Here is a 25,698-nt window from a genome sequence, read left to right on the forward strand (position 1 = left end):
GGCCGTTTCAGACCTATTCGCAAGCTCACAAGTATAGAAGCGCTAACCACATAGCGCTTCCAATTCTGTAGAATCTTTTCCCGAATTTAGATTTCAAACAGGACAAAATCCCGTTTTTTTGCCCTTCTATAAATTGCTCAGTTTTTCAGCAAAAGAACGGAGCTTTGTGCCCGCTCTACCACCCGTGCTGATACCGATCCGAGCAGGAATTCGTCCACTTTGGAACGATGGTGAGCAGACATAATAATCAGATCTATCGCCTGATCTTTTGCATACTTTACGATCATCTCTGCCGGTGTCCCTTCCAGTACTTTCAACACGGGTTTCACTTCTTCCGGCAGTGTCTGCTGAGCGTATTTTTTGAACTGACGTGCCACCTCGGTCAGTGCCTTCTGGTGGTCTTTTTCACTGAAGAAGGAGGCCACCAACGAATTGGTGAATCCCGGTACAGCAGTGACCAGGTGCAACTCTGCGGCATTTTCATCTACTTCGCGCAGAGCCAGTTGCATCGCTTTGTGGGTGAACTCTGGCTCGGCCAGGTCCACAGGAACCAGTACTTTCTTAAACATCTGTGCTCTCTCCTGCATAGTCGCGTGCTTGGAAGATGCCCGGCCGGGGTGGGGCCGGGCGTCTGTTCAGAAAACCGAAAAGGCGACTAAACGGTTTGCTGGTATCAAGCAGCCGCGGGTACGGCTGCCGGTTCTTCTTTGCGACGTCGACGCTGCAACACAATCACCAACGCCAGCAAGGCAAATGCCGGGATAAAGATCAGCTGCTTCGGCGGTTGCGCTTGTGGCGCTTCCACCCCGGTGATCACCTGATCGAACGTCAGGCCGGCATGTTCCGCCGGACTGTCATAGCCCACATAATCGATGATGGTTTTGCCATCACGGTCGAGCAGTTCGATACCGGTGCTGGCCAGACGGGATTGACCGTCTTCGCCTTCACCCAACGTCAGGTTAGCTACGAAGGAACGCGGGTTACCTACTGCATCTTCACCATCGATCCAGAAGCGCAGCTCGGTGCCAGACTCGATGCTGTCAGCTTTCTGAACCAGCTCAGCCGGGCTGATCTGCTGGTACGGTTCTACGATGCGATCCATCCAGAAGCCCGGACGGAACAGGGAGAACGCGATCAGCAGCAACAGCGCCGATTCGTACCAACGGCTGCGTGCGAAGAAGTAGCCCTGGCTGGCAGCGGTGAAGATCAGCATCGCGATGGTCGCCACGATGAAGATCTGGATACCTTCAGCCCAGGTTACGTCGATCAGCAACAGGTCGGTGTTGAAGATGAACAGGAATGGCAGCAAAGCGGTACGCATGCTGTAGCTGAACGCCTGGAAACCGGTCCGGATAGGATCACCACCGGAAACCGCAGCCGCAGCGAAGGACGCCAGACCCACTGGAGGGGTTACGTCCGCCATGATGCCGAAATAGAACACGAACAGATGCACGGCGATCAGCGGTACGATTAGTCCGGACTCCTGACCCAGTGAGATCACCACCGGCGCCAGCAGGGAGGAAACAACGATATAGTTTGCCGTGGTTGGCAGGCCCATACCCAGAATCAGACTCAGGATCGCCGTGAGGATCAGCATCAGCAGCAGGTTGCCCATGGAGAGCACCTCAACCAGATCCGCCAGTACAGCACCGACACCGGTCTGGGACACAGCACCAACGATGATACCGGCGGTCGCAGTCGCAATACCGATACCGATCATGTTGCGTGCGCCGACGATCAGACCGTCGATCAGTTCGTTAAAGCCCTGACGCAGACGTGCTTTCACGTCGGTCTGTTTGCGGAAATACGCAATCAGCGGACGCTGGGTCACCAGGATGAAGATCATCAGCACGGACGCCCAGAATGCGGACAACCCCGGTGACAAACGTTCAACCATCAGACACCACACCAGTACCACAACAGGCAACAGGAAGTGCAGACCGGATTTCACGGTCGGGCCGACTTCCGGCAGCTGTACCATCGGTGCGTTAGGATCATCCAGTTTCAGATCCGGCACGCTGGCCGCAAAACGCACCAGGTAGAGGTACACACCCGCCAGCAACACAGCGATCACCATACCGGCGTATTCACCGAAGGCAGGTTTGATCCAGCCAATACCCCAGTACACCGCAGCAGCAATACCCGCAGTTACCAGGAAGCCGGTCAGAATACCCAGCAGGCGCAGGTGCCAAGCTTTAAGCTCAACGCGACGTGGCAGGCCCTGCATGTTCTGCTTCAGCGCCTCCAGGTGCACGATGTAGATCAGTGCCAGGTAGGAGATCAGCGCAGGCAGGAATGCGTGGGTGATAACTTCCACGTAGGAGATGCCCACATACTCCACCATCAGGAATGCAGCAGCACCCATGACCGGTGGCATGATCTGACCATTTACAGAAGACGCTACCTCAACCGCTCCCGCCTTTTCGGAGGTGAAGCCCACACGCTTCATCATCGGAATGGTGAAGGTACCGGTGGTTACCACGTTAGCGATGGAGGAACCGGAGATCAGACCGGTCAGGCCGGAGGACACAACGGCCGCTTTTGCCGGACCGCCACGCATGTGGCCCAGCAGGGAGAACGCGACCTGGATGAAGTAGTTACCAGCACCAGCTTTATCCAGCAGCGCACCGAACAGGACAAACAGGAATACAAAGTTGGAGGAAACCCCAAGCGCAATACCAAAAACGCCTTCCGTAGTCAGCCATTGATGGTTAACAAGCTCTTTTAGTGTAACGCCTTTATGTGCGATCAGCTCCGGCATGTATGGGCCGGCCAGCGAGTAGGTCAGGAACACCATCGCCACGATCATCAGCGGTGGCCCCAGCGTACGGCGGGTTGCTTCAAGCAGCAGCAGGATACCGATTACGGATACAACCAGATCCTGGGTATTTGGCAGGCCCGGACGGGTCGCCAGCTGTTCGTAAAACAGGAAGATGTAGGACGCACTGAAGGCACCCAGGGCACACAAGATGATATCCGTGACTGGTATATGATGGCGCGGTGAACGAGCCAGTGCAGGATATGCAGTGAATGCCAGGAAGGCCGCGAAGCCCAGGTGAATAGAACGAACCTCAGTGTCGTTAAAGATGCCGAAGCTACCGATCAGAGGCCAGTCGTAAAACGGCAGTGGAGAAGCGATCCACAGCTGGAACAGAGACCAGCACAGCGCTACAGCCAGCAGCAGTTTGCCTTGGAAACCTTCAGGGATACGTGCGCCGGTATCATTGGCGGCAACCATCTCCTGAAGTTCTTTATCGTCGACCTGATTTTGTCTGCTTTGCAGATCCGTCATATCAGCTCCCAATTACAGAATTAAAAAGAGACCTCCACCCCACCCCACTGATCTGCACATCAAACGGAGGGAAGCGGCGATCTCAGAAGAGGATCAGGCGTGATACCTGATCCTCCGCTTACACAAAGCGTGAAGGTGTGTAATGTATGAAATTACATCCAGCCACGTTCTTTGTAGTAACGCACTGCACCTTCGTGCAGAGGAGCGGACAGACCACCAGAAACCATTTTCTGTGGGTCCAGGTTGTTGAATGCAGGGTGCAGACGCTTGAAGCGATCGAAGTTGTCGAATACTGCTTTCACTACGGTGTAAACAGTGTCTGCATCTACATCAGAAGAAGTTACAAAAGTCGCAGCGTTACCGAAAGTTGCAACGTCTGCATCAGTGCCCTTGTACAGGCCGCCTTTGATGGTTGCATCAGCGTAGTAATCGTTTTCAGCGATCAGCTTGTCGATTACCGGACCGGTAACTGGGATCACTTTAGCGTCACAGGAAGTGGTCGCTTCTTTGATCGCACCGGATGGGTGACCTACGGAGTACAGCATTACGTCCAGTTTGTTGTCACACAGTGCCTGAGCCTGTTCAGCTGCTTTCAGCTCAGCTGCCAGTTTGAAGCTGTCCTTAGTCCAGCCTTTCTCAGCCATGATCACTTCCATGGTGCCACGAGTACCGGAACCTGGGTTGTTCAGGTTTACACGCTTGCCTACCAGGTCGTCGAAAGTTTCAACGCCGGAATCCGCACGTGCCACAACAGTGAACGGCTCGTTGTGTACGGAGAACAGTGCGCGCAGGTTTTCGAATTTACCCTGATCGATGAAGGTCTTGTGCTTAGTACCGTTCAATGCGTGGTACTGCCAGTCAGACTGGGCCATACCCATGTCCTGCTGACCCTGACGGATTGCGTTGATGTTTGCTACGGAACCGCCGGTAGAAGGCGCAGTACACTTGATGCCGTGGTCGTTAGTTTCACGGTTAACCAGACGACAGATAGACTGACCAACAACGTAGTAAACACCTGTCTGACCACCGGTACCGATCGTTACGTACGTCTGATCAGCGCTAGCCGTAGTTGCGGAGAAAGCAGCGGTCAGACCAACTGCGGAGGACAGAAGCGTAGTTGCAAGTTTGTTCTTCAGAGACATGGGAACCCTTCTTATCTTTATGCGCCCGCATGCGGGCTATTAAATAAGTTCTTATCAGCAGCGTGTTCTCACTCGACCGCTGCTGCGCTCAGGAAGTCGTTCACCGGCCTGATGTGGTGCCGGTGAACCACCTCCTCCCCTGCACCCGGGGTTGGCCCCCTTCATGCTTTTTGCCAACCACCTTTGTGTTACAGGAGTGAGTCTTCGACAAAAGACGTCCCCTAACATATGGGAAAGATCACGCACCCAAGACCGCCTTCCATGCCAACAAAACCTCCTTTCGTGCCACTTTTGGCAATTTCCAGCTTCGAAGGGGGAAATGACAACTCAGATCAGGCTATGGTTGGTACAGAAAAGCTTGAGAGACACTTAGAATTTGTTGCTTGTTTCGGGCAGATAGGTTGTGAAAAACTCTGCGCCTTATTACCCATAAATTGGAAGACACACACGATGAAAAACTGGCTGTTTCTGACCGTTGCTATCGCTTCAGAGGTCGTTGCAACCACGGCCCTGAAATCCAGCGAAGGCTTTACCCGCTTTCTACCTTCTTTATTAGTTGTCGTAGGTTACGGTGTCGCGTTTTACGCATTGTCGCTGACACTGCGTACTATCCCGCTGGGTGTGGCCTATGCGGTATGGTCAGGCCTTGGCATCGTCGCCGTGAGTATCCTTGCACTGATGCTCTATGGACAGAAGCTGGATATGCCTGCGATCATCGGCATTGCGCTGATTGTTCTCGGCGTGGTTGTTATCAATGTATTTTCCAACACCTCTGCCCACTGACACTTAATTTATGACCTTGCTGCAACGCCTGAATCAGTTCCGCTACCAAAAGCCCCTGGGCATCCGTCTGTTGGCGGCGATTCTGCTGTGCAGCTCGGCCATCACCCTGATCGCCACCGGCACCCAGCTCTGGCTGGACTACCGCTACGAACTCTCGGCGATCGATGAACGTCTGCAGCAGATCGAGGCCAGCTCACTGAATAGCCTCTCCAACAGTCTGTGGGAGATCAGCCCGGATCAGATTCAGGTGCAGCTGGATGGCCTGTACCAACTGCCCGACGTGCGTTATCTGGAGATCAGCTCTCAATACGGTGACTTTTATACGGCAGGCATCCGTCCGGACAAGGGACCGATTGTGGAGCGCCACTATGATCTGCAATACAAAGCAGGCAATGGCGTCATCTACGATGTGGGCAATCTCACCCTGATTATCAGCCTGGACGAGGTTTACCGTCGCCTGGCGGATAAGGTGTTGGTGATCCTGGCCTCCCAGGGGATCAAAACCTTCCTGGTGTCGATCTTTATCCTCACCATCTTCCACCGCATGATCACCCAGCACTTGGGCACCATGGCGCAGTATGCCCGCCGTCTGAAGCTGGATCACTTGGACCGGCCGCTGTTTTTGAAGCGCAAAGGCAAGAAGCGCGACGACGAGCTTAGCCAGGTGGTGGATGCAATGAACAATATGCGGGAATCGATGCTCAAGGATATGAGCAAGCGCGCCGAAGCTGAGCAGGCCCTCGCCAAACTGAACGTGGAGCTGGAGCAGCGCGTCGCAGAACGTACCCAGCAGCTGGAAGAACGAAACCAGGAACTGCACGACACGCTGGAAAAACTGCAGACCACCCAGCAACAACTGGTGGAATCGAAAAAGCTCGCCGCCTTGGGCGGCTTGGTCGCGGGTGTGGCACACGAGATCAACACACCAATCGGCATCGGTTTTACCGCCGCCTCCTTCCTGGCCGATCAGGCAAAACTGCAGAAACAGTTGGATCCGGATAACCCACTGGCCGATACCGCAGTCGAGAGCAGCGAACTGATCTGCCAGAACCTGGAGCGCGCCAACCAGCTGATCAGCGCGTTTAAGCAGGTCTCCGTTGACCAATCGAGCGAACAACGCCGCACCTTCGATTTGGTGCAGTATATGGACGAGATCCTGCTCTCGCTGAAACCCCGTCTGAAACGTTGCCAGCCTGAGATCAGCATTGAAGCTCCCGATCAGCTGCTGCTCGACAGCTTCCCGGGCAGTTATTACCAGATCTTCACCAACCTGATCCTTAACTCCCTACTGCACGGTTTTGAGAACCAGCCAGGCGGCAAGATCCGTATCGAGATCCAGCAACAGGACAACAATCTGGTAATCGATTACCGGGACAACGGTGTGGGGGTGCCGGAGGGCTGGCGTTACAAACTGTTCGAACCGTTTATGACCACCAAGCGCAATCAGGGCTGTAGTGGATTGGGGATGCACATCACCTTTAACCTGGTGAGTCAGCTATTGAAAGGACACATCGAGTGTTTGCCGAATGAAGACGGGGCACATTTCCGGATGGAGTTGCCGTTGGTGACGGATGATATGGGGCCGGTGCAGAAGTAAGCTGGCATAAGCCATGTAGCAGCCCGCTCTGAGGGCGACCTTTTTAGGCTACGGTGGTATGTCGCGGTCGGAGACCGCTGCTACAAGGAGCACTCGGTCACAACAACCCAACCTCTTTGAAATACCGCTCTGCCCCCGGATGCCTTGGTGCCGCCAAAGGCGTATTCACCATATCCTCCACCTTCAGATTTACAAACGCCGGGTGCAAACGGCGGAAGCGCTCAAACTGGGTGAAGAGGGATTTCACCATCGCATAGGCCACTTCATCAGGCATATCTGCACGGGCAAACAGGGTCGCGTTCACACCTGCGGTGTGCACATCCTCATGCCCTTCCCCGTACAACTGCCCTCTGATCACCAATGGCTGATAGTGCGGATTTTTGCGGATCAGCGTATCAATGTCTTCTTTACTAAGGCTGATCAGGTGGCTGTTACAGTCACGCAGGGATTCCTTTATCGCCCCACTGGGATGACCCACCACATATAAAGTCGCATCTATCTTGTTCTGGCAAAGTGCTTCGGCCTGATTGGCGGGCGCCAGCTGATGGACCTGTGAGAAGTCCTCCAGCTGCCAGCCACGGGCATCCATCAGCATACTCAGGGTGATGCGCTGACTGCTGCCATCTTTGCCGATATTAATGCGCTTGCCCTGCAGATCGGCAAAGCTCTCGATACCGCTGTCGCTACGACTGAGGATAGAGATGTATTCAGGGAAGAGATTGATCAGGGCACGCAGCTCAGGATCGGGCTTGTCGAACTTACCCTTGCCCTTACGCGCATTGAAAAGCTGACCGGCTTCGGCGATCCCCATATCCAGCGTTCCATCGGAGACCTGCTGCAGATTGGTCACAGAACCTGGCGTACTGCGTACAGCACAGCGGATACCGTGTTGCTCTCGGGTGAGATTGACCAGGCGGCACAACGCGCCACCGGTTGGATAGTACAAACCTGTAATCCCACCAGTGCCTAAGGAGATGATTCGATTATCTGCGTGGGCAGGTGCGAATGCGATAGCACTCAACGTGATGCCACACAGAGCAGAACGGGTCAGATGCCGCAGCCAATCTTTCATTATTGTTCTCTTGGATCTGCAAATCAGCGATGCGCCAGTGTAGCAAAGCCTTAGGGATTGGTCATGGGGTGTGCATTATGGTTGGTGTTGGGCATTGCTGTGCAATGGCCAACCTACATATAGAAAGAGCCACGTTTTTGTAGGTTGGCCATCGCAACGCGATGCCCAACACAATTTCCACAAGGAAGGCCATTCATTAACCAATGTAGGGCAGCCTTTAGGCTGCCGGCAGGCTAAAGCCTGCCCTACAGAGATATAAGATTATGCTCGAGGGCATACTTGGTAAGGCCAGCAGCAGTCTGGATATTCAGCTTCTGCTTGATGTTCTGGCGGTGGGTTTCAACGGTACGGACGGAGATATTGAGGGTACGGGCAATCTCTTTGTTCACCTGCCCTTCGGCAATCAGCTTAAGTACAGTCTCTTCCCGCTTGGTGAGACCGGTCTCCGCTTTTTCAGGCTGATCACTGTGACCGAATTCGCTGAACAACGCTTCGGAGGCTCCGGCGCTGAAATAGGTGCCGCCCTGATATACGGTCTGGATCGCGCGTAGCAGCTCATCGGAGGATACGTCTTTTAACACGTAACCCGCCGCGCCACTCTGGATCATCTTGACGATATACTCGCGGTTCTCGTGCATGCTGAGGATCAGCACCCGCACATCCGGCTGATCGTTGTGGAAATGCTCAGCGGCTTCCAAACCGTTCATCACCGGCATGGATATATCCATCAGCACTACATCCGGTTTCAGTTCGGCCGCCAGCTCCAGCGCTTCCTGTCCGTTACTGGCCTGCCCGATCACCTGGATACCCGCTTCACTCTCCAGGCGCGCGCTTATACCCTCCAGCACCAGCGGATGATCATCCACCAACAGGATGCGGATGGTGGTGTTCTCTGGACTGCTCTCGTGCATAAGCCTCTACTACCTCAGTTAACAGGTTCCAGCGTAAATGTAGCACGTACACGGGTGCCCATGGTTGGACGGCTGCGAATCTCGAAGTTGCCACCCAGCAGCTCGGCCCGCTCGCGCATGTTCATCAGGCCGATCCCCTCGCACTGATCATCACTGTTGAGATTAAAACCACGGCCGTTGTCTTTTACATCCACCCGGATCTGGTCATCACCGGTCCAGATGCGCAGCACCAGCTCGTTGGCATCGGCGTGACGCTCCACATTGGTAATTGCTTCCTGCACGATACGGTACAGGGTGATCTCGATATCGTCCGGCAGGCGATGCTCCGGCAGCTGTAAACGGATGTTGTTGCGGATACCGGTACGCTCAGCAAAGTCGTCCAGCATACTCACCAACGCCGCTTTCAGGCCCAGATCATCCAGCAGGCTTGGGCGCAGATCGTGCGAGATCTGCCGCACTTCCTGAATCGCCTGATTGAGCACATTCTCGGCTTTCTCCAGGTTCTCTGCGGCATTATTGGGATTGGATAACAGCCGGTCCCGCGCCAGCTCCACACGGAATTTCACCGACACCATCAGCTGGTTGATCCCGTCATGCAGTTCACGGGCAAAGTTACGGCGCTGGTTTACCTGGAACTGGACGTATTTGTGGACAATTGCGCGCAGGCGTTTGTCGGCCAGTTGGGTGGCATGCACATTGATCGCCACACCGATCAGGATAATGATGACCGCGGTACCGCCCAGGATCATCAGCACCGTAAAGAAGGTGTTGCGGATATTGCGGGTCACCTGACTGCGGATCTTCGCCACTTCGCTGGCGATGTCATCCACATAGATACCGGTGCCCATCATCCAGTTGAGCTTGGGAATAGTAACCACGTAGCTGAGCTTATCCTCCAGATCACCCTTGGACGGCTTACGCCAGTGGTAGCGGAAATAACCGCCCCCTTCACGCGCTTTCTGCAATAACTCGCGGATAACAAACTGCCCCCGTTTGTCCTGAAGGTCGATCAGATTTTCACCCACCAGCTCGGGCTGTATTGGATGGACCAGGTTCACACCACCCCGGTCATAAGCAAAGAAGTAGCCGTCATCGCCATAGGTGAGGCCATGCAGGATACGTTTGATCTCGGCTTCGGCGTCTTTATCCCCCGGCTCGTAGGTCGCCACGATATGGGCGATGGAGGTCATCGCCAGACTGACATAGTTCTGCAACTCATTGCGCTTAGCTTCAAGCAAGTTCTCCTCGAAGATGCGGATCTCCTGTTCAGACAGGTCATGCGCCTGGCGCTGGCTGATCAGGGTGATCGCAGCGGTCATCAGGATAAGTGGCAGCAATGCCAGCAGGAGGATCTTGGACTTGAGAGACATAGTGGGCTTACAGTAACAAATACGACTAATCCTGCATCAGCATTGAGCAAAATTCCACCAACCACAAGGCTTTTACGTAGTAATACTGAGACTATGCGTAGTAGTTCGTAACGCCTCTAAGCCTGCATTTAAGCACCTATTCTTGTACCGGTTCCGCATATAAAAAAGCAGATACCCGCCCGGTCCAGAGCTTGACCAGGCGGAGTATCTGCATAAAAGCGCAGGCCCTTCGCTCAAGACCTGGCGCTCTGGAGTAGTGCACTAACCAAAACCAAACAAACTTCCCTATCAAAGCGGATAGGTCCGGCTCTAAGCACTAAAAGGACTTAACTGTATGCATCTCCCGCGTTCACTGGAGCCACATCCGCTAAAAACCATAAAGCCAACAAAGAGCCAGGAGAAACGATTTATCCTTATTCATTTAAATAAGAGTTACTAATGTGAAGTACCGCTAACCTTGCCCAAACCACAAAAATGGCTGTTTACGACACTTGAAAATTGGTCATGACGTGAACAGGCAATTAAAAGCCCCATTTCTGGCTGATTCCTCCCGCTTCAATACCGGGTCAAAAGCCACGCAAGGCAAGCTCCTAACGTCCTCTGTGCCACCCACTTTCCGAATAAAATCAATGTAAGCTTTAACTATCACCTGATTACCCCGAAACCTTTTAACCATAGGAGCTGCAGCCCAAGCGGAGATATTAAAACCGCCTCTTAAAACCAGCATTTCCAGCGGGTCGTGAGTCCCATTTCTACAAGCGTGATCCGAGCGCAAACATAACCGCCTCCTGACTTGGCATAAGAATTCCTTATCTTTTTGCACAAGAATTGACAGTTTGAAGCCCCATTTTTCCGCTCCTAAGATGATTTCAATCAATGGGATTCTGATTGACAACTCGGCGCAGCAGCCGGACCGGAATACCCCGCACGTAATTCACAAGAAGGCTTCAGGCAATGCAGGAAATCTCTTTATACATCCACGGCCGCTACCAAAACGCGACCTCCGGTGAAACATTCGAAACCCGCAACCCAGCTAACGGCGAGCTGCTGGCCAATGTGCAGCAGGCCTCTCTGGACGATGTGGATGCTGCAGTTAAGTCCGCTCAGGAAGGTTTCAAGGCCTGGTCCGCCATGAGTGGTGCAGAACGTGGTCGCATCCTGCAGAAAGCAGTGGCGATCCTGCGCGAGCGCAACGATGAGCTGGCCCTGCTGGAAGTACAGGACACCGGCAAACCGCTGCAGGAAGCCAACTGTGTGGATATCGTTACCGGTGCCGACGTCATCGAGTATTACGCAGGCCTGGCAGCGTCCCTACAGGGGGAACAGCAGGACCTGGGCGGCACTAACTTCTTCTACACCCGCCGTGAGCCATTGGGTGTCTGCGCCGGTATCGGTGCCTGGAACTACCCAATCCAGATCGCCATGTGGAAATCCGGCCCGGCACTGGCTGCGGGTAACGCGATGATCTTCAAGCCCTCCGAAGAAACCCCGCTGACTGCGCTGAAACTAGCCGAAATCTTTACTGAAGCCGGCCTGCCGGATGGCGTATTCAACGTAGTGCAGGGTGACTACCGTGTGGGCCAGGCCCTCTCCCGCCACCCGGAGATCGCAAAGGTCTCCTTCACCGGCGAATGTGGTACCGGCAAAAAGGTGATGGCCGATGCAGCAGGTAGCCTGAAAGAGGTCACCATGGAGCTGGGTGGCAAGTCGCCGCTGATCGTCTTTGAAGATGCCAACCTGAAGAACGCGGTATCTGGTGCCCTGCTGGCCAACTTCTACACCCAGGGCGAAGTGTGCACCAACGGTACCCGTGTCTTTGTGCATGACAGCGTCTACGACGAGTTCGTGGCCCAAGTTAAAGAACGCACCAATCGCCTGATCATCGGCGATCCAAGCGATCTGAACACCCAGATCGGCGCGCTGATCTCCAGTAAACACATGGACAAGGTCCTGGGCTATATCGAAGCTGCTAAAAAAGCTGGCGCCCGTCTGGTAAGCGGTGGTGAGCGTGCTACCGAAAACGGTTTGGACAAGGGCAATTTCGTCAAACCCACTGTGTTCGCCGATTGCACCGACGACATGCCCAACGTGAAAGACGAGATCTTCGGACCGGTAATGTCGATCCTGCGCTTCAGCGACGAAGAGGAAGTGATCCGCCGCGCCAACGATACCGAGTACGGCCTGGCAGCCGGTCTGTTTACCACCGATTTCTCCCGCGCCCACCGCGTCATTGCCCGCATGGAAGCCGGTATCTGCTGGATCAACGCCTGGGGTTCCTCGCCTGCCGAGATGCCGGTGGGTGGCTACAAACAGTCCGGTATCGGACGTGAAAACGGTGTCGAGACACTGAAGCACTACACCCAGACCAAGAGTGTGTATATCGAACTGGGTGACCTGGAGTGCCCGTATTAAGCACTCAAACTGGTACCGATCAGAATCGACACTGATTTAGCTGTGAGCTTTAACTATGAGCAATAAGAATAAATACGATTACATCATTGTTGGTGCGGGTTCTGCGGGCTGTGTGCTGGCAGACCGCCTGACTGCAGACGGCAAGCACAACGTGCTGTTGCTGGAAGCCGGCGGCAGCGACAAGAGCATCTTTATCCAGATGCCCACCGCTCTCTCCTATCCGATGAACACCGAAAAGTACGCCTGGCAGTTTGAAACCGAAGCGGAAGGCGATGTGGATAACCGTGTGCTGCATTGCCCCCGTGGCAAGGTACTGGGTGGCGGTTCCTCCATCAACGGCATGGTGTATGTACGTGGCCACGCCTGTGACTTTGACGAGTGGGTTGAACAGGGTGCCAACGGCTGGAGTTATCAGGAGTGCCTACCTTACTTCCGCCGTGCCGAAAGCTGGAGCGGTGGTGAAGACCAATACCGCGGTGGCGACGGCCCTTTGGCCACCTGCAACGGCAACGACATGAAGCTGAACCCGCTTTACCAGGCGTTTATCGATGCCGGTGTTGAGGCGGGTTACCCGGAAACCAAGGATTACAACGGTTACCAGCAGGAGGGCTTTGGCCCGATGCACATGACCGTGAAAAAAGGTGTGCGCGCCTCCACCTCCAATGTGTATCTGCGCCGTGCCCTGAAACGCCCAAACCTGACGCTGATTACCGGCGTCGTCACCCGCAAGGTGCTGCTGGAAGGCAAGAAAGCGGTTGGCGTTGAATACGAAAAGAACGGCCAGATCAGCGAAGCATATGCGGCCAGCGAAGTGATCCTGTCCGCCGGCTCCATCGGTTCGCCGCAGCTGCTGCAGCTATCCGGTATCGGTCCGAAGAATGTGCTGCGCGATGCCGGTGTCGAGGTTGTTCACGATCTGCCGGGCGTGGGTGAAAACCTGCAGGATCACCTGGAAGTGTACTTCCAGTTCCACTGCAAACAACCGATCTCCCTGAACAGCAAACTGGGCCTGATCAGCAAAGGCCTGATCGGTACCCGCTGGATTCTGTTCAAGGATGGCCTGGGTGCCACCAACCACTTCGAATCCTGTGCCTTTATCCGCTCCCGTGCGGGTCTGAAGTGGCCGAACATTCAGTACCACTTCCTGCCTGCGGCGATGCGCTACGACGGCCAGGCGGCCTTCGACGGTCACGGTTTCCAGGTACATGTAGGTCCGAACAAACCGGAATCCCGCGGTCGGGTGTGGATCAAATCCGCCGATCCACATGCCAAGCCGGGCATCAAGTTCAACTACATCAGCACCGAACAGGACAAGCAGGACTGGCGCGATTGCATCCGCCTCACCCGCGAGATCCTTAACCAGCCGGCGATGGATGCCTACCGCGGCGATGAGATCCAGCCGGGTACTCAAATCCAGAGCGACGAAGAGATCGACGCCTGGGTACGCCAGAACGTGGAAAGCGCCTACCACCCGTCCTGCTCCTGCAAGATGGGTGCAGACAACGACCCGATGGCGGTGCTCGACAGCCAGTGCCGGGTGCGCGGCATCGAATCCCTGCGCGTGGTGGATTCCTCCATCTTCCCAACCATCACCAACGGCAACCTGAATGCTCCCAGCATCATGGTGGCCGAAAAAGCGGCGGATATGATCCTCGGCCGCAAACCACTGGATGTAACCGACGCACCGGTGTGGATCGACAACAGCTGGCAGCATAGTCAGCGCGCGGGAGCGCCGGAACGCCAACTCTCTTCCTGAGAGGTGGTGTCCCGCTACTCCCACACAAATGAAAAAGAGCCCAGCCAACAAAAATAACTAAAGGTACAAGCTTAATGAAATCATCTGAGAGAACTCAACCAACAACCGACTGCGCCATAGAACGCAGTCACGCATTAACCGACATCTCCGCATGCCGGGGTCATAGCACCTGTATCTCTGAAACCGGATGGATCGTTTTCCGCGCCAATGGCAGTGGATGACGTTTCCCAAATCCTCCTCTCTACGGGAGGAAAACTTGGACACAGGCGCCAGCGGCAGTAAGCTGCCGTTGGCTCCCCGGTTAAGACTACAAAAATAACAACGGAGCAATCCTGATATGACCACCATACTTTCCGTTGCGATTATCGTGACACTGTTAACATCCGCCTTTATCGTGATTAAAGGCCGCAACGTTCTGTGTAAGGGTGAAATTCCGAGCAGCCTGTTCGCGTTTCTGGCGATCCTGTTCACCTCGGGCCTGGATGTGGGCCTGATCATGTTCCCGCTCACCGAATTCCCGGTGTATGCCGAGGAACAGGCCTACGCTTTTACCAATCCATTGGCGATTGAGTTCGGCTTCTGGGGCGGGCTGGTCTGGGCGTTCTACTTCCTGACCACCTTCTACTTCTGCGTGATCGAACCAAAAGTTAAGCTGTTCGAGATCCCGGCGATTAAGATCGTCAACAACATCATCGTAATCGCCACCTGTGCATTCACCGGTTTCCTGTTCCTGAGCTACCTGCCAAGTTACGTGGATGGCATCTCCGATCCAATGCGCTTTGGTCTGGTTGCTATCGTGGTGCTGTTTGCCGTGCTCTCCAGTACTGACATCAAGTACGTGAAGGTGCTGAGTATCGCCTCCACCTGGCTGTTCCTCGCACTGATTGCAGGCGTGATGCTGAACGCGGATGGTATGGGCCTGCCGGAGCTGGCATCCACGCTCGGAAGCATCGGTGGCTACTTCACCAATCTGGACCAGTTCATCCTGCCGATCTCCGACTACCACCAGTTCTACCTGTTCTGGTGGTTCTCCTGGAGCATCATGATCGGCCAGTTTGTAGCGCGTTTTGTGGGTGGACTGAAAACCTGGCAGCTGTGTGCCGCCCTGCTGGTGATCCCATCGATCCCGCTGGCGCTGTGGTTCTCGGTACTCTATTACTACCACGCCAACGCACTGGAGATCGTGGACATGATGAAAATGGCGATGATCGTTGTGGGTATTATCTTTGTGATCAACTCTCTCGATTCCCTGATCCGCCTGTACACCAGCAACATGGACCTGACCGTCGAGCGTTTCGGCAAAACCAAGTACATTGCCGGTAACTTCATCGTGATGTACGGCCTGATCCTGGCATACCAGTTCACCCCGTTCGATATCGCTTGGGTGGGCCTGCTGGTGATCGCGCTCTACGCGGTGATCTACGTGATGCTATTTCAGCGTCAGGCAGAATTAAAACCTCAGCCAGCCTGAACTAATCAACAGCCATAGAAAAGCCCGGGACAGTTAACAGTCCCGGGCTTTTTGTTATCTGAGGTTTTACAGGCCGTTGGGTGAGAAAGATGTGAGAGCCCGACTGGTTCCCATGCTCCGCATGGGAACCGATACCTTAGGGGAGATGCGTGGCGTATATGCATTCCCACGCAGAGCGTGGGAACGAGATGGAAAAAGATATAATAGCCCCTGCTGGTTCCCATGCTCCGCGTGGGAACCTATATCTTAGAGGAGTTGCGTGGCGTATATGCATTCCCACGCAGAGCGTGGGAACGAGATGGAAACCCCAAAAAGCGATTAACCGGCGTGCTCCAAATATTGATGAACCCACTGGATAAACGCCTGCGCTTCGGGGGAGATCTTGCGGTCCTTGTGCCAAAGCAGGTAGTAGCCGTGATCCGTTTCCACACTCTGTCCTAAAGGGTTAATCAGTTGGGTATCGTCCAGTTCCGGACTGATCAGGTGCTTCCAGCCCAGGGCAATGCCTTGCCCGTTTTTGGCGGCATCGATCACCAGTGGATAGTTGTTGAGTGAAAGCCCCAGACGCTCCATCGGCAGGTCCACCTTCTTGGCGTTCAACCAGCGGCGCCAGTTAAGCGAATTCCAGTTGTGGTCCTCCAGCTCGATCAGGTTGTGATGTACCAGATCTTCCACTTCTTTGATCTTGCCGTGCTGCTTGATGTAATCCACGCTGCAGATCGGGTACACGCTCTCCTGGAAGATCCGTACCGACTCGTAACCGCGCCAGTGACCGTCCCCGAAGAACAGCGCCACATCAACGTTTTTATTCAGGCAGTCATCGACCAGGTCGGATGACACCAGACGTAACTTCACCTCAGGATGTGTGATGCGGAATTCGTTGAGTTTGGGCATCAGCCAGAGCGAGGCGATCGACTGATCCGCCGCTACGGTAAGTGTGTTATCCCGGTCCACCACACGGATATCCAGCGTTGCATTGGCCAGCTGGGTCAGTGCCGCCACCACCGTATGCTGGTAATCACGCCCCTGCTGGGTAAGGGACACGGAACGGTGTTCACGGGTAAACAGCTGCACACCCAGGTAATCCTCCAGCGAGCGGATCTGCTGACTCACGGCGGCCTGTGTCAGATGCAGCTCTTTCGCAGCCTGGGTAAAACTCAGGTAGCGGGCGGCCGCTTCGAAAGCGATCAGGGTATCGAGGGGCGGCAGTTTTTGCCGGAAGTTACGCATTGTACGGCTCCGTCATAACGGATATGTATTCTTGTTTTTGGATTGTGTGGGTGCTGCAGGAAGCACCGATCCTGGCTTAATAGCGGGTGATCATAAATTCACCACCCGAAACCTCATTGTTACCCCTGCCCGGAATCAAAAGAGACCTGAAACCGACACAGTTTTGCCCTCTGCCCTTTCAATCGGGTCGCAGGTGGATATTGTTCGGAGACAGTACCGATTACTTGTCGTATTCGATCCCGGCATCGCGCAGTGCCTGCGAACCCAGCTCACGGATCGCCTTGGAGCTGTCCACACAGAGCGCCGCCTGCAGCAGCTTTTCCAGATCCTTCACCGACAGCGCTCGAATCAGCCACTTGATCCGTGGCAGCTTCGCCGAACTCATACTGATCTTGCGCACGCCCATACCCAGTAGCAGGGTTACGGACACTGGATCGGAGGCCATCTCACCGCAGATAGAGACCGGCAGTTCACATTGCTCGGCGATACGGATAATACGTACCAGCTCGTGCAGTACCGCCGGGTGCAGTGAATCGTAGTATTTGGAAACCTTGGAGTTGTTACGATCGACCGCCAACAGGTATTGAGAAAGGTCGTTAGTTCCGACAGAGATATAGTCAATCTTCTCCTTCCAGAACGGCAGCAGGGAGATAGCCGCTGGCACCTCGATCATCACACCGAGTTTCGGCCGACATACGTGGTTCCCTTCCTCATGCAGCTGTTCGATCACCTCGTCCAGCAGCTCGATACAGGTATCCAGTTCGTGGGTGGAACTAACCATCGGCAGCAATAGATGCACCTGCTCGCCGCAGCCTGCTGCACGCAAGATAGCCCTGAACTGGTTCATCAGCAGCTGCAGGTTATCGAGGGTAAAACGCATGCCACGCATGCCCAGCGCGGGGTTTTCCTCATCATACTGGGGCAGGTATGGCAGCGGTTTATCCGACCCCACATCCAGGGTGCGGAAGTAGACGGGTTTGTCGCCGTAAGCACTTACTACGTGGCTATACACCTCGGTTTGCTCGTCTTCCGAAGGGAGACTGTCACGCACCATAAACGGCACCTCGGTGCGGTAAAGCCCAACGCCATCAGCGCCGTTGCGGATGCCCGGCATAATGTCCGACTGCAAACCGGAATTGGCCATCACCGCCACACGCACACCGTCTTTGGTGATCGCAGGTTTGGCACTCTCGGCCAGCAGTTCACGGTCGAAACTCTGCCGGGCCGTCAGAATTTTCTTAAACTCTTTCAGCAGGGTACGGGACGGTTTGAGGATCACCTTGGCGCTGTCGCCATCAACGATCACCCGTTCACCGTCTTTTACCTGCAGTTCGCCCACACCCATGATCGCCGGGATACCCAAGGCATTGGCAAAGATTGCGATATGGGACAATGCAGCACCTGCAAAGCAGACGATGCCCCCCAACTGTTCCGCAGGAAGACTGACGATATCCGAGACACTCACGTGGTGCCCCATCAAAACCAGCGGCCCATCCCCCAGTTTCGGAAGATCGGTCAGGTGCTGCCCACGCCAGATGCGATACAGTTTGTCACCCAACTGCTCGATATCCTCATGACGCGCTCTGAGATAGGGATCGTCCATCGCCTTGAATTGATCGGAAAAGAAACGTACTGCCTGACGGATCGCCCACGTCAGCGCCTTACCGGCTTCAATCTCCTGGGTAATACGGGCAGTAAACGAGGGATCTTCCAGCAGCATACGGTAGGCATCCAGCACAGCAGCCAAGCTGTCACCCAACGCCTCCTTAACCGACGTGCGCTCTTTCTCCAGGTCTTCCAGTGTCGCCTTTTTAAGAGCCAGCCACTCTTTCAGTTCCTGCTTGGGATTGTCACACGATGATTCGCTGACGGTGGATAAACCGTCCTGGCTCAGCAGGTGTACCTTACCGATTGCCAGGCCCGGCGCCCCGCTGATACCGACGTAGCGTTCATTACTTGGCGCGCGGGGTAGTTTAGGTTCAGGCAGGGCATTAACCAGCAGCGCCAGGTGGGCAGCCAGGGTCGTGAGCAACGCTTCCTGTTCGGCTTTCAGCAGCTCGGGGCGGCGGCTCTGAACAACCAACGCACCGATTATGTCGCCGTGCAGCACCAAGGGAACACCACAGAAGCTGTGATACATCTCCTCGGCAGATCCGGGTACGTAGTAGAAATCGGGATGTTCGGTGGGCTCGGTGATATTCACGCTATGGCGCATTCTGACCACACGGCCAACCAACCCCTGGTTTTCAGGAATCACCACCTTTTCAGCGGCAACCAGACCATGGCTCGCAATCAACACCATATCGCCATTACCGCTCTGCCGGTAAAGGCTGCATACGTCTAATGCAATAACATCACTGATCGCATCCACGATCATCTGAACCTGATCTTCCGGCGACGTAGCCAACACCACGTTCTGGATAATCCGGGTCAGTTCCAACATGGCGTTGCTACCCATTCAACACCTCTCCACCCATAGCGCATATTTTTATTATCAGGTCATCAATGACCTGCGCTTTGCACATATCCCCCTCTCAAAGAGCAATGCTGATCCCTGCAGCTGGATTGCGCAAAATCCCTATTAACTTATCGCGTATCTACAAGGATTTACAGGGAGGTATTCCCGTATCACGGGCAAACGGCACATATCCGCTATATATAAAGGAACAATAGTTCCAACTAGCCAAAAGAATACGCTGACTTTAAACATTTCTTGCTTATGATGATTATTCGCCCCAACAGGGATTCAAAGGCAGACCGATGACCGAGATGAAGTACACGCTGTTGCAAGACGTTGAACGAGTATCCCACTTCGCGCTGGAATCCGGCGCATTGCAATCGATCGATACCCGCTACGAGCAGATTGACGAGCACGGTACACCGTTTCTTCTGCGCACCCTCGATAATCTGCAGCGCAAAGACGAGGCTGCCCAACGCCTGAAAAAAGCGGGCGATACCCGTCACAACCCGTTCAAACCCTACGACGAAGCCCTGTATGTGCGTGACTTGGGTGAGCACCACGTCTGCCTACTCAACAAGTTTAATGTTGTGGATAAGCACTTGCTGGTTGTAACCCGCGAGCTGGAATCCCAGCAGGACAAGATTAATAAGAAGGACTTCAATGCCCTGGCGATGGTGATGCAGGAGATTGATGGGCTGGCCTTTTACAACGGCGGCAAGATCGCCGGTGCCAGCCAGCCACACAAACACCTGCAGTTGATTCCAATACCGATGGAACCGTTTGCCGAGCTGCCGTTCGCTGACGCCCTGAATAAGTTAAAGCCAGGCCATCCGAACCGCAGCCCAGACCTCAAATTCCGACACGCGGGTATGCAACTGCCGAAAGGTATCTTTGATAATGCAGAGCGGGCTGCCGAGGTACTGGTGACGATCTACAACCAGCTGCGTGAAGAGCTGGAGATTAGCGACGACGGCATCCAGACCACTACTCCGTACAACCTGCTGATCACCCGCAAATGGATGCTGATGGTACCGCGCAGTGAAGAGTCGTTTGAAGGAATCTCTTTTAACGCGCTGGCGTTTGTGGGGGCATTGCTGGTGCGCAGCGATGAGGATGGCGAGAAGCTGAAAGCCAACGGCCTGATGAACACGTTGGTGGGTGTTTGCTAACTGTATACCCCCATGCCTGTAGCAGCCCGCTCCGAGGGCGACCATCTATGCCACAGTGGCATGTCGCGGTCAGAGCCCGCTTATATGGACCCGCCCGGTTTGGCAAATAGTGCTTTCGACTTTCAGAGGTGAAGATGCACGCTTATATCCGGCTTCTGTATTGGGCCTGTACACGGCCCTAGCCATTATGAGATGTGCACTCTCTTTCCAGATCTGCTACCCGGCCTCTGCTTCGGGCCATGCGGGCTCGATGGGTTAAGAGAGTCGATCTTATCTGTCATGTCATAAGCGCTATCTGCGCAACCTTTCAGGTGTCTTACATTACGCGGTAAAAACTGCGTCTTTCCGGATAATCGCCCAGGCGATACGCGCTAACTTATTGGCCAGGGCGACGACCACTTTGTAGGGGTGCATCCGTGTTGCCAAGCTCTGCACCCACTTGGCCAACCGGGTCTCCGGTGGCATTTTGAGCAACTTACGGTACGCCGCACGGGCACCGTGTACCAACTGTTTACGTACGGTCTTGTTCCCTCGCTTACTGATGCCCAACAGCAGATGCTTCTCTCCCGTTGAACGTTGCTTGGGAACCAGACCCAATGACGCGCTAAAATGGCGACCACTTTTGTATTGCGAGGCATTGCCCGCGTAACAGCGGAGCAAGGTCGCATTGATAATGCCGATCCCCGGCACTGTTTGCAGCTGGCGACAGTGCTCATCCTGTTTACCGATGCACTTTAGCCGCTTATCGTAACGTTCAACCGCACGGTCCCGGTCACACCATTGCTCATAGAGATCAAGCATCAGCGTACGGCACAGATCGCTTAGACGGTCAGGACTTGAGCTGAGCTCCATAACGCGCTCGCGTAAGGCTTTTGCCCCTTTGCGCATCACATAACCCCGTTCAGCCAGGATGCCACGCAACTCGTTGCCAATCGCAGTTCGTTCTTTAATCAGCCGCTCTCGCACTCGATGCAACGCCTGGATATCCAGCTGCGTTTCAGACTTGATCGCCACCGAGGACGTTGCAGGACGTGCTGCACATTCAGCAATACCCTGAGCGTCCCGACGGTCATTCTTATGCACCTTCACAAAAGGTTTTACCTCTTGCGGTGGAATGAGCTGGACGTTGTGGCCGAGTGTTTGTATCTGACGCGCCCAGTAATGTGAACCGCAACACGCCTCCATCGCGACGCGGCACGGTGGTAACTTACTCAACTGTTTCAGCAGCTGCGTTCGCACCACATTTTTTGAAAGCCGCGTATGCCCTTGCCCATCAATGCCGTGCAATTGGAATGACAATTTGGCGATATCAATACCAACGATGCTAATCTTACTCATGGTGGACCCCCTATCTAGTGATGCCGGTACAAACTTAATTGTGGCACTTAGGTGGGCGGGTCCATTTCATTTGCTACAAATAATAACAAACCCCGCATGTTCCCCTTGGCCGGTGTTTGCTCAATCAAGGTCTATACTAAGTCTCTTTCACCGCAAGGGACTGTCCGATCTTGAACATCAAAACGAACAACCGGATCAAGCTCTACACTGTCGGTCCGGCCAACCACAGTACCCACAGGCTCCTCACCGAAAGCGACCGTTACACATTGATCCCCCGCAAGCGCTCAGCCTGGGTTGTCTACTTTTTTGGTATTGGCGTCACCGCATTCGCTGCAATGTTCACCCTCGTCTTTATGAACGGCGAGATCGAACTTACCCCCTACCTGATCATTATCGCTGTCTTGTCACTCATCCTGCTGGGCATGGTCTGGCTGAACAAACGCCTCAGTAATCGGGTGGTTATTGATAAAACCCGCGGCGAGATCTACCGCACCTATAAAAGCCGCGACAGGCTACCGATCAAGGATGTCACGGGTATCGATGTGGTGGGCCAAACCCATTTCGGCAACATTGCGGACGATCGTTCGACCAGTTACCGGAGTGTGGAGTTGATTCTGCACTCTCGCCTGGGCGATGAGTACAGCTTGCTGAATCATGCAGACAGGGATGAGATTCTAGTGATTGCGCAACAACTGGCTGAATTTTTGGGATTGGGTGAAGCAGCGTGTTTGTATAGGCGGAGATGAATTTCACGGGCCGCTATTCGTGATGCTTTGATTGGAGTGCTGGGCACCATTACGCAGCGGTCAATTTACGACAGTTCGGTGAACTTGTAGCAGCCCGCTTATCATGCCCTTTGGGTGCTGAGGGCGACACGTTTAACCCTGTCCTAGAGGAATGTCGCGATCGAAGCCCGCTGCTACAGCCCACTAAAATTACGCCTCTGTCAGCCAAGGTGGAACCGTCCCGAGGAAGTTTTCCACCGAGCGAACCCCCGGCGTATTTGTAGCAGCCAGTTCCGCAGCCTGCTTCTCTTTCTCGCTGTATACGATGCCCCACAGCTGAACCATGCCTTCATGGACGGTGACATTAATCCGTCCGCTGACCAACCCCACCTCTTCCGACAGTTCATGCATCAGGCTGTCGCGAATGGTGCGATCATCCACAGAACGTTCCTGCTCAGGTACCAATCCTGCGGTCAGTCCGTGCAGTAGGTTGGCGCGGCTCACGATCCCCACAAGTTTGTTGTTTTCCGTCACAGGCACGCGCTTGATATGGTTACGCTCCAAGGTTGCAGCAATCTCGTGCAATGGCATATCGGTGCTGACGGTAACCACATTGCGAGTCATCACTTCAGATGCGGTGCGGCCATGGGCTTTTATATAGTGTTCGGCGTCGTGACTCTGGGAAAATAGGTTCTCGATCCACCAGGAGTGGCGCTCTTCGCTATCGCTTTCCAGCCGGCGCATCAGGTCGCCTTCACTGACAATGCCGAGCACCCTCTGCTCGTCATCAATTACCGGGACAGCACTGATCCGTTTTGCCAGCAACAGTTCAGCAATCTCCCTGACTTCGGTATCGGGCCCCACAGTAATCACGGAGGTAGTCATAATATCTGCGGCGTTCATTGTTTACTCTCCCTAAAAATCACCGTTCTGAACCTCAGTATAGCCCGGCAATCTGTTGCGACCTGTTGCCTACTGATCACCGAATACACAGGACTTTTGCCTATTAGCCTTTTGCGACCCTGCATGTCGCAAACAGACTTAAAAAGCGGCGTAAACGGTCAAGTTCTTCGAATTTCAACTATGTTAACTGTCTGAATCAGTGGGGACGCTTTAACGACGAAGCAACTGGAGTGGAAGGTGCAATTAGAAGTGATTGCACCGGATAAAGAGAGAATCGTTTTAACAGATCGCTCAACCTTTATCCAACATGATTAAATGCTCTCTTATTTGACCAAAATAAGATATGTTGACCCATGAAATACAGGTTTATAGGACAAAAGACCACTCCTTACGCCCTACACTGTAAGTTCCATTCCGCTAAACCGGCGGTAAGACAGTAGCCGCCCCTTAGGGAATATCAAAAATAACAGCAGCGAATCTGATCTTAGGAAGAACCATGAAAAGAAGAAACATTCTGAAGGCAGCAGCAGCGGGCCTTGCAGCAGCACCGCTGGCAATAAGCTCTACCAATGCACAGGCAGCGTCTAAAGTACGTCTGCGCATGCAAACCTACTGGGGCACGGAGTCTGATGAGATCCACGATCAGTTCCTTGACGACGTTAAGGTTGCTTCCAACAAATCCCTTCGTATCAAACGCTTCCGCGGCAGTGAGCTGGTACCGAATGCCGACATGTTCCAGGCTGTGTCCAAAGGCACCATCGACATGTGTCAGGGCTACGCAGGTTACTGGCCGGGTCAGCTGGACATCGCATCTATCGAAGCGGGTCTGCCAGGTGCATGGACCAACTACGACGAAGCTCAGTACATCATGGAATCCAAAGGTCTGATCGACCTGATCCGTGAAGCATACGCCGAGCAGGGTGTTCACTACCTGGGCCCAATCATGGGCGGCCCATTCGACCTGCTGACCACCAAGCCGGTTAAGAGCCTGGACGATCTGAAAAACATGAAGATCCGCGCTACACCAAGTGTTGCGAAGATCCTGGAAAAATTCGACATCCCAACCGTATACCTGCCAGGCGGCGAGCTGTATCTGGCTCTGTCCACCGGTACCATCGACGGCGTAATCTACGCAGGTACCAACGAGTACAAGGCAATGAAACTGTACGAATCTGCCAAGTACTACACCTTCCTGAACATGGTAAACCCTGGCTACACCGATCAGATGCTGATCAACAAAGCCAAGTGGGATTCCATGTCTGACGAGCACCGTCGCATCATCGAGATGGCTTACGCTAAGCACGCGCGTAAGATGCACACCTGGATGGTGAGCGGCTCCATCGACGCGGGTACCTCCGGTCTGTTCGAGTTCAGCACCCTGCCTGCAGAAGACTCCGCACGTCTGCGTAAAGCAGCACGCGTACTGTGGGAAGAGGAAGCAGCTAAGTCTCCACGCAACGCTAAAGCGATCGAAATCATCGCAGCAGCGGCTAAAGCGACCGGGAGAGGCTAATGACACGGATATCTCGCTTCCTTGACCTACAAGACGAGATATCCGACTTCATAGGCAAGGCCATCTCATGGATGAGCCTTGCTATGATGGCTGTTCTCAGTTACGAGATCGCCGCCCGATATCTTTTTAACAGCCCAACCTCCTGGGCGCATGAAACCACGACCATGATCTATGGTACGTTCTGTATCCTTGCGGGCGTATACACCCATCGTCATCATGGCCATGTCCGCAGTGAAGCGGTCTACCACCTGTTCCCTGCCCGCGGTCGCGCCTGGCTGGATGTGATTACCGGTGGCATCGGTCTGGTGATATTTGCCGTATTTTTCTACGTGGTTTTTGAATTTGCCGCAGACTCCTGGGCAAAGAATGAACACTCTTCGAAGAGCACCTGGGCTCCCCCGATTTACCCGTTTAAATCCGTATTGCCGCTGGCTGTTGGCCTGATGTGGTTGCAGAGCTTGTCGCACTTTATTCGGGATCTGATGGTCGCACTTGGCATTACCGAGCCACGCGAAGAAGTAACCGAACAATAACTTGCAGTGTTTATTCAACC

At 54.2% G+C, this 25,698-nt stretch carries 19 protein-coding genes; 9 read left to right on the plus strand and 10 right to left on the minus strand.

What is annotated here, in order from left to right; genetic code table 11:
• Positions 1-137 precede the first annotated feature (137 nt).
• From ACEQ15_RS06700 to ACEQ15_RS06710, 3 genes are all read right to left on the minus strand, one after another.
• Complete coding sequence (locus ACEQ15_RS06700) at positions 138-569, minus strand: universal stress protein (protein WP_370278328.1); 432 nt, start codon at positions 567-569, stop codon at positions 138-140.
• 104 nt (positions 570-673) lie between these two features.
• Positions 674-3,292 (minus strand): TRAP transporter permease, encoded by a 2,619-nt coding sequence (locus ACEQ15_RS06705; RefSeq protein WP_370278329.1) that lies wholly within the window; start codon positions 3,290-3,292, stop codon positions 674-676.
• Positions 3,293-3,444: 152 nt separating this feature from the next.
• On the minus strand, positions 3,445-4,434 hold the full coding sequence (locus ACEQ15_RS06710; protein WP_370278331.1) for a TAXI family TRAP transporter solute-binding subunit: 990 nt from the start codon (positions 4,432-4,434) through the stop codon (positions 3,445-3,447).
• A 450-nt stretch (positions 4,435-4,884) separates the two neighbouring features.
• Here ACEQ15_RS06710 and ACEQ15_RS06715 point away from each other — a divergent pair, with 450 nt between their 5' ends.
• Together ACEQ15_RS06715 and ACEQ15_RS06720 are read left to right on the plus strand one after the other, a co-directional pair.
• Positions 4,885-5,217 carry a multidrug efflux SMR transporter gene (locus ACEQ15_RS06715; protein ID WP_370278333.1) on the plus strand — a complete coding sequence of 111 codons (333 nt, stop codon included), beginning with the start codon at positions 4,885-4,887 and terminating at the stop codon, positions 5,215-5,217.
• A gap of 10 nt (positions 5,218-5,227) precedes the next feature.
• Complete coding sequence (locus tag ACEQ15_RS06720; RefSeq protein ID WP_370278334.1) at positions 5,228-6,814, plus strand: ATP-binding protein; 1,587 nt, start codon at positions 5,228-5,230, stop codon at positions 6,812-6,814.
• Positions 6,815-6,911: 97 nt separating this feature from the next.
• Here the strand turns inward: ACEQ15_RS06720 and ACEQ15_RS06725 are convergent, their stop codons facing one another.
• The 3 genes from ACEQ15_RS06725 to ACEQ15_RS06735 all read right to left on the minus strand — a co-directional run bounded on the left by ACEQ15_RS06725 (position 6,912) and on the right by ACEQ15_RS06735 (position 10,167).
• Positions 6,912-7,886, minus strand: coding sequence for a TAXI family TRAP transporter solute-binding subunit (locus ACEQ15_RS06725; protein WP_370278335.1), 975 nt, complete (start codon positions 7,884-7,886; stop codon positions 6,912-6,914).
• Positions 7,887-8,131: 245 nt separating this feature from the next.
• Positions 8,132-8,797, minus strand: coding sequence for a response regulator (locus tag ACEQ15_RS06730; protein ID WP_370278337.1), 666 nt, complete (start codon positions 8,795-8,797; stop codon positions 8,132-8,134).
• Between the two features lie 14 nt (positions 8,798-8,811).
• Positions 8,812-10,167, minus strand: coding sequence for a cache domain-containing protein (locus ACEQ15_RS06735; protein WP_370278339.1), 1,356 nt, complete (start codon positions 10,165-10,167; stop codon positions 8,812-8,814).
• Positions 10,168-11,121: 954 nt separating this feature from the next.
• Here ACEQ15_RS06735 and betB point away from each other — a divergent pair.
• From betB to ACEQ15_RS06750, 3 genes are all read left to right on the plus strand, one after another.
• Positions 11,122-12,579 (plus strand): betaine-aldehyde dehydrogenase, encoded by a 1,458-nt coding sequence (betB, locus tag ACEQ15_RS06740; RefSeq protein ID WP_370278341.1) that lies wholly within the window; start codon positions 11,122-11,124, stop codon positions 12,577-12,579.
• Positions 12,580-12,634: 55 nt separating this feature from the next.
• Positions 12,635-14,335 (plus strand): choline dehydrogenase, encoded by a 1,701-nt coding sequence (betA, locus tag ACEQ15_RS06745; protein WP_370278343.1) that lies wholly within the window; start codon positions 12,635-12,637, stop codon positions 14,333-14,335.
• Between the two features lie 337 nt (positions 14,336-14,672).
• Entirely contained in the window at positions 14,673-15,806 is a 1,134-nt protein-coding gene (locus ACEQ15_RS06750) for a BCCT family transporter (protein ID WP_370278344.1), read from the plus strand.
• A gap of 318 nt (positions 15,807-16,124) precedes the next feature.
• On the opposite strand, the gene gcvA is transcribed toward ACEQ15_RS06750, so the two are convergent.
• Together gcvA and ptsP are read right to left on the minus strand one after the other, a co-directional pair.
• Positions 16,125-17,036 carry a transcriptional regulator GcvA gene (gcvA, locus tag ACEQ15_RS06755; protein ID WP_370278346.1) on the minus strand — a complete coding sequence of 304 codons (912 nt, stop codon included), beginning with the start codon at positions 17,034-17,036 and terminating at the stop codon, positions 16,125-16,127.
• 220 nt (positions 17,037-17,256) lie between these two features.
• On the minus strand, positions 17,257-19,494 hold the full coding sequence (gene ptsP, locus ACEQ15_RS06760) for a phosphoenolpyruvate--protein phosphotransferase (protein WP_370278347.1): 2,238 nt from the start codon (positions 19,492-19,494) through the stop codon (positions 17,257-17,259).
• Between the two features lie 302 nt (positions 19,495-19,796).
• Here ptsP and ACEQ15_RS06765 point away from each other — a divergent pair, with 302 nt between their 5' ends.
• Complete coding sequence (locus ACEQ15_RS06765; RefSeq protein WP_370278349.1) at positions 19,797-20,666, plus strand: DUF4922 domain-containing protein; 870 nt, start codon at positions 19,797-19,799, stop codon at positions 20,664-20,666.
• Between the two features lie 321 nt (positions 20,667-20,987).
• On the opposite strand, the gene ACEQ15_RS06770 is transcribed toward ACEQ15_RS06765, so the two are convergent.
• Positions 20,988-22,004 carry an IS110 family transposase gene (locus tag ACEQ15_RS06770; protein ID WP_370278351.1) on the minus strand — a complete coding sequence of 339 codons (1,017 nt, stop codon included), beginning with the start codon at positions 22,002-22,004 and terminating at the stop codon, positions 20,988-20,990.
• A gap of 170 nt (positions 22,005-22,174) precedes the next feature.
• Between ACEQ15_RS06770 and ACEQ15_RS06775 the strand changes: the two genes are divergently transcribed.
• The gene (locus ACEQ15_RS06775; RefSeq protein WP_370278354.1) at positions 22,175-22,750 is read left to right on the plus strand and encodes a hypothetical protein; all 576 of its coding nucleotides are present in this window, start codon (positions 22,175-22,177) and stop codon (positions 22,748-22,750) included.
• A 189-nt stretch (positions 22,751-22,939) separates the two neighbouring features.
• Here ACEQ15_RS06775 and ACEQ15_RS06780 read toward each other — a convergent pair whose 3' ends face one another.
• A complete protein-coding gene (locus tag ACEQ15_RS06780; protein WP_370278357.1) occupies positions 22,940-23,632 on the minus strand; it encodes a CBS domain-containing protein in 693 nt (230 codons plus the stop codon).
• A 496-nt stretch (positions 23,633-24,128) separates the two neighbouring features.
• Between ACEQ15_RS06780 and dctP the strand changes: the two genes are divergently transcribed.
• Both dctP and ACEQ15_RS06790 read left to right on the plus strand, forming a co-directional pair.
• Positions 24,129-25,145, plus strand: coding sequence for a TRAP transporter substrate-binding protein DctP (gene dctP, locus ACEQ15_RS06785; RefSeq protein ID WP_370278359.1), 1,017 nt, complete (start codon positions 24,129-24,131; stop codon positions 25,143-25,145).
• Between the two features lie 83 nt (positions 25,146-25,228).
• Positions 25,229-25,678: a TRAP transporter small permease subunit gene (locus tag ACEQ15_RS06790; RefSeq protein ID WP_370278361.1), complete on the plus strand. Its 450-nt coding sequence runs from the start codon at positions 25,229-25,231 to the stop codon at positions 25,676-25,678.
• The last annotated feature ends 20 nt before the right edge of the window (positions 25,679-25,698 follow it).

It is taken from the genome of Pontibacterium sp. (assembly GCF_964228735.1).
Taxonomy (GTDB): domain Bacteria; phylum Pseudomonadota; class Gammaproteobacteria; order Pseudomonadales; family Balneatricaceae; genus Pontibacterium.

Excerpts from the sequence above, each read along its gene's own strand:
- betA (WP_370278343.1), top strand. The coding sequence starts at position 12,635 with ATGAGCAATAAGAATAAATACGATTACATCATTGTTGGTGCGGGTTCT.
- gcvA (WP_370278346.1), bottom strand. The coding sequence starts at position 17,036 with ATGCGTAACTTCCGGCAAAAACTGCCGCCCCTCGATACCCTGATCGCT.
- ACEQ15_RS06735 (WP_370278339.1), bottom strand. The coding sequence starts at position 10,167 with ATGTCTCTCAAGTCCAAGATCCTCCTGCTGGCATTGCTGCCACTTATC.
- ACEQ15_RS06715 (WP_370278333.1), top strand. The coding sequence starts at position 4,885 with ATGAAAAACTGGCTGTTTCTGACCGTTGCTATCGCTTCAGAGGTCGTT.
- ACEQ15_RS06730 (WP_370278337.1), bottom strand. The coding sequence starts at position 8,797 with ATGCACGAGAGCAGTCCAGAGAACACCACCATCCGCATCCTGTTGGTG.
- ACEQ15_RS06780 (WP_370278357.1), bottom strand. The coding sequence starts at position 23,632 with ATGAACGCCGCAGATATTATGACTACCTCCGTGATTACTGTGGGGCCC.
- ACEQ15_RS06725 (WP_370278335.1), bottom strand. The coding sequence starts at position 7,886 with ATGAAAGATTGGCTGCGGCATCTGACCCGTTCTGCTCTGTGTGGCATC.
- ACEQ15_RS06790 (WP_370278361.1), top strand. The coding sequence starts at position 25,229 with ATGATGGCTGTTCTCAGTTACGAGATCGCCGCCCGATATCTTTTTAAC.
- ACEQ15_RS06710 (WP_370278331.1), bottom strand. The coding sequence starts at position 4,434 with ATGTCTCTGAAGAACAAACTTGCAACTACGCTTCTGTCCTCCGCAGTT.
- ACEQ15_RS06770 (WP_370278351.1), bottom strand. The coding sequence starts at position 22,004 with ATGAGTAAGATTAGCATCGTTGGTATTGATATCGCCAAATTGTCATTC.
- betB (WP_370278341.1), top strand. The coding sequence starts at position 11,122 with ATGCAGGAAATCTCTTTATACATCCACGGCCGCTACCAAAACGCGACC.
- ACEQ15_RS06750 (WP_370278344.1), top strand. The coding sequence starts at position 14,673 with ATGACCACCATACTTTCCGTTGCGATTATCGTGACACTGTTAACATCC.
- ACEQ15_RS06700 (WP_370278328.1), bottom strand. The coding sequence starts at position 569 with ATGTTTAAGAAAGTACTGGTTCCTGTGGACCTGGCCGAGCCAGAGTTC.
- ACEQ15_RS06720 (WP_370278334.1), top strand. The coding sequence starts at position 5,228 with ATGACCTTGCTGCAACGCCTGAATCAGTTCCGCTACCAAAAGCCCCTG.
- ACEQ15_RS06705 (WP_370278329.1), bottom strand. The coding sequence starts at position 3,292 with ATGACGGATCTGCAAAGCAGACAAAATCAGGTCGACGATAAAGAACTT.
- dctP (WP_370278359.1), top strand. The coding sequence starts at position 24,129 with ATGAAAAGAAGAAACATTCTGAAGGCAGCAGCAGCGGGCCTTGCAGCA.
- ptsP (WP_370278347.1), bottom strand. The coding sequence starts at position 19,494 with ATGGGTAGCAACGCCATGTTGGAACTGACCCGGATTATCCAGAACGTG.
- ACEQ15_RS06765 (WP_370278349.1), top strand. The coding sequence starts at position 19,797 with ATGACCGAGATGAAGTACACGCTGTTGCAAGACGTTGAACGAGTATCC.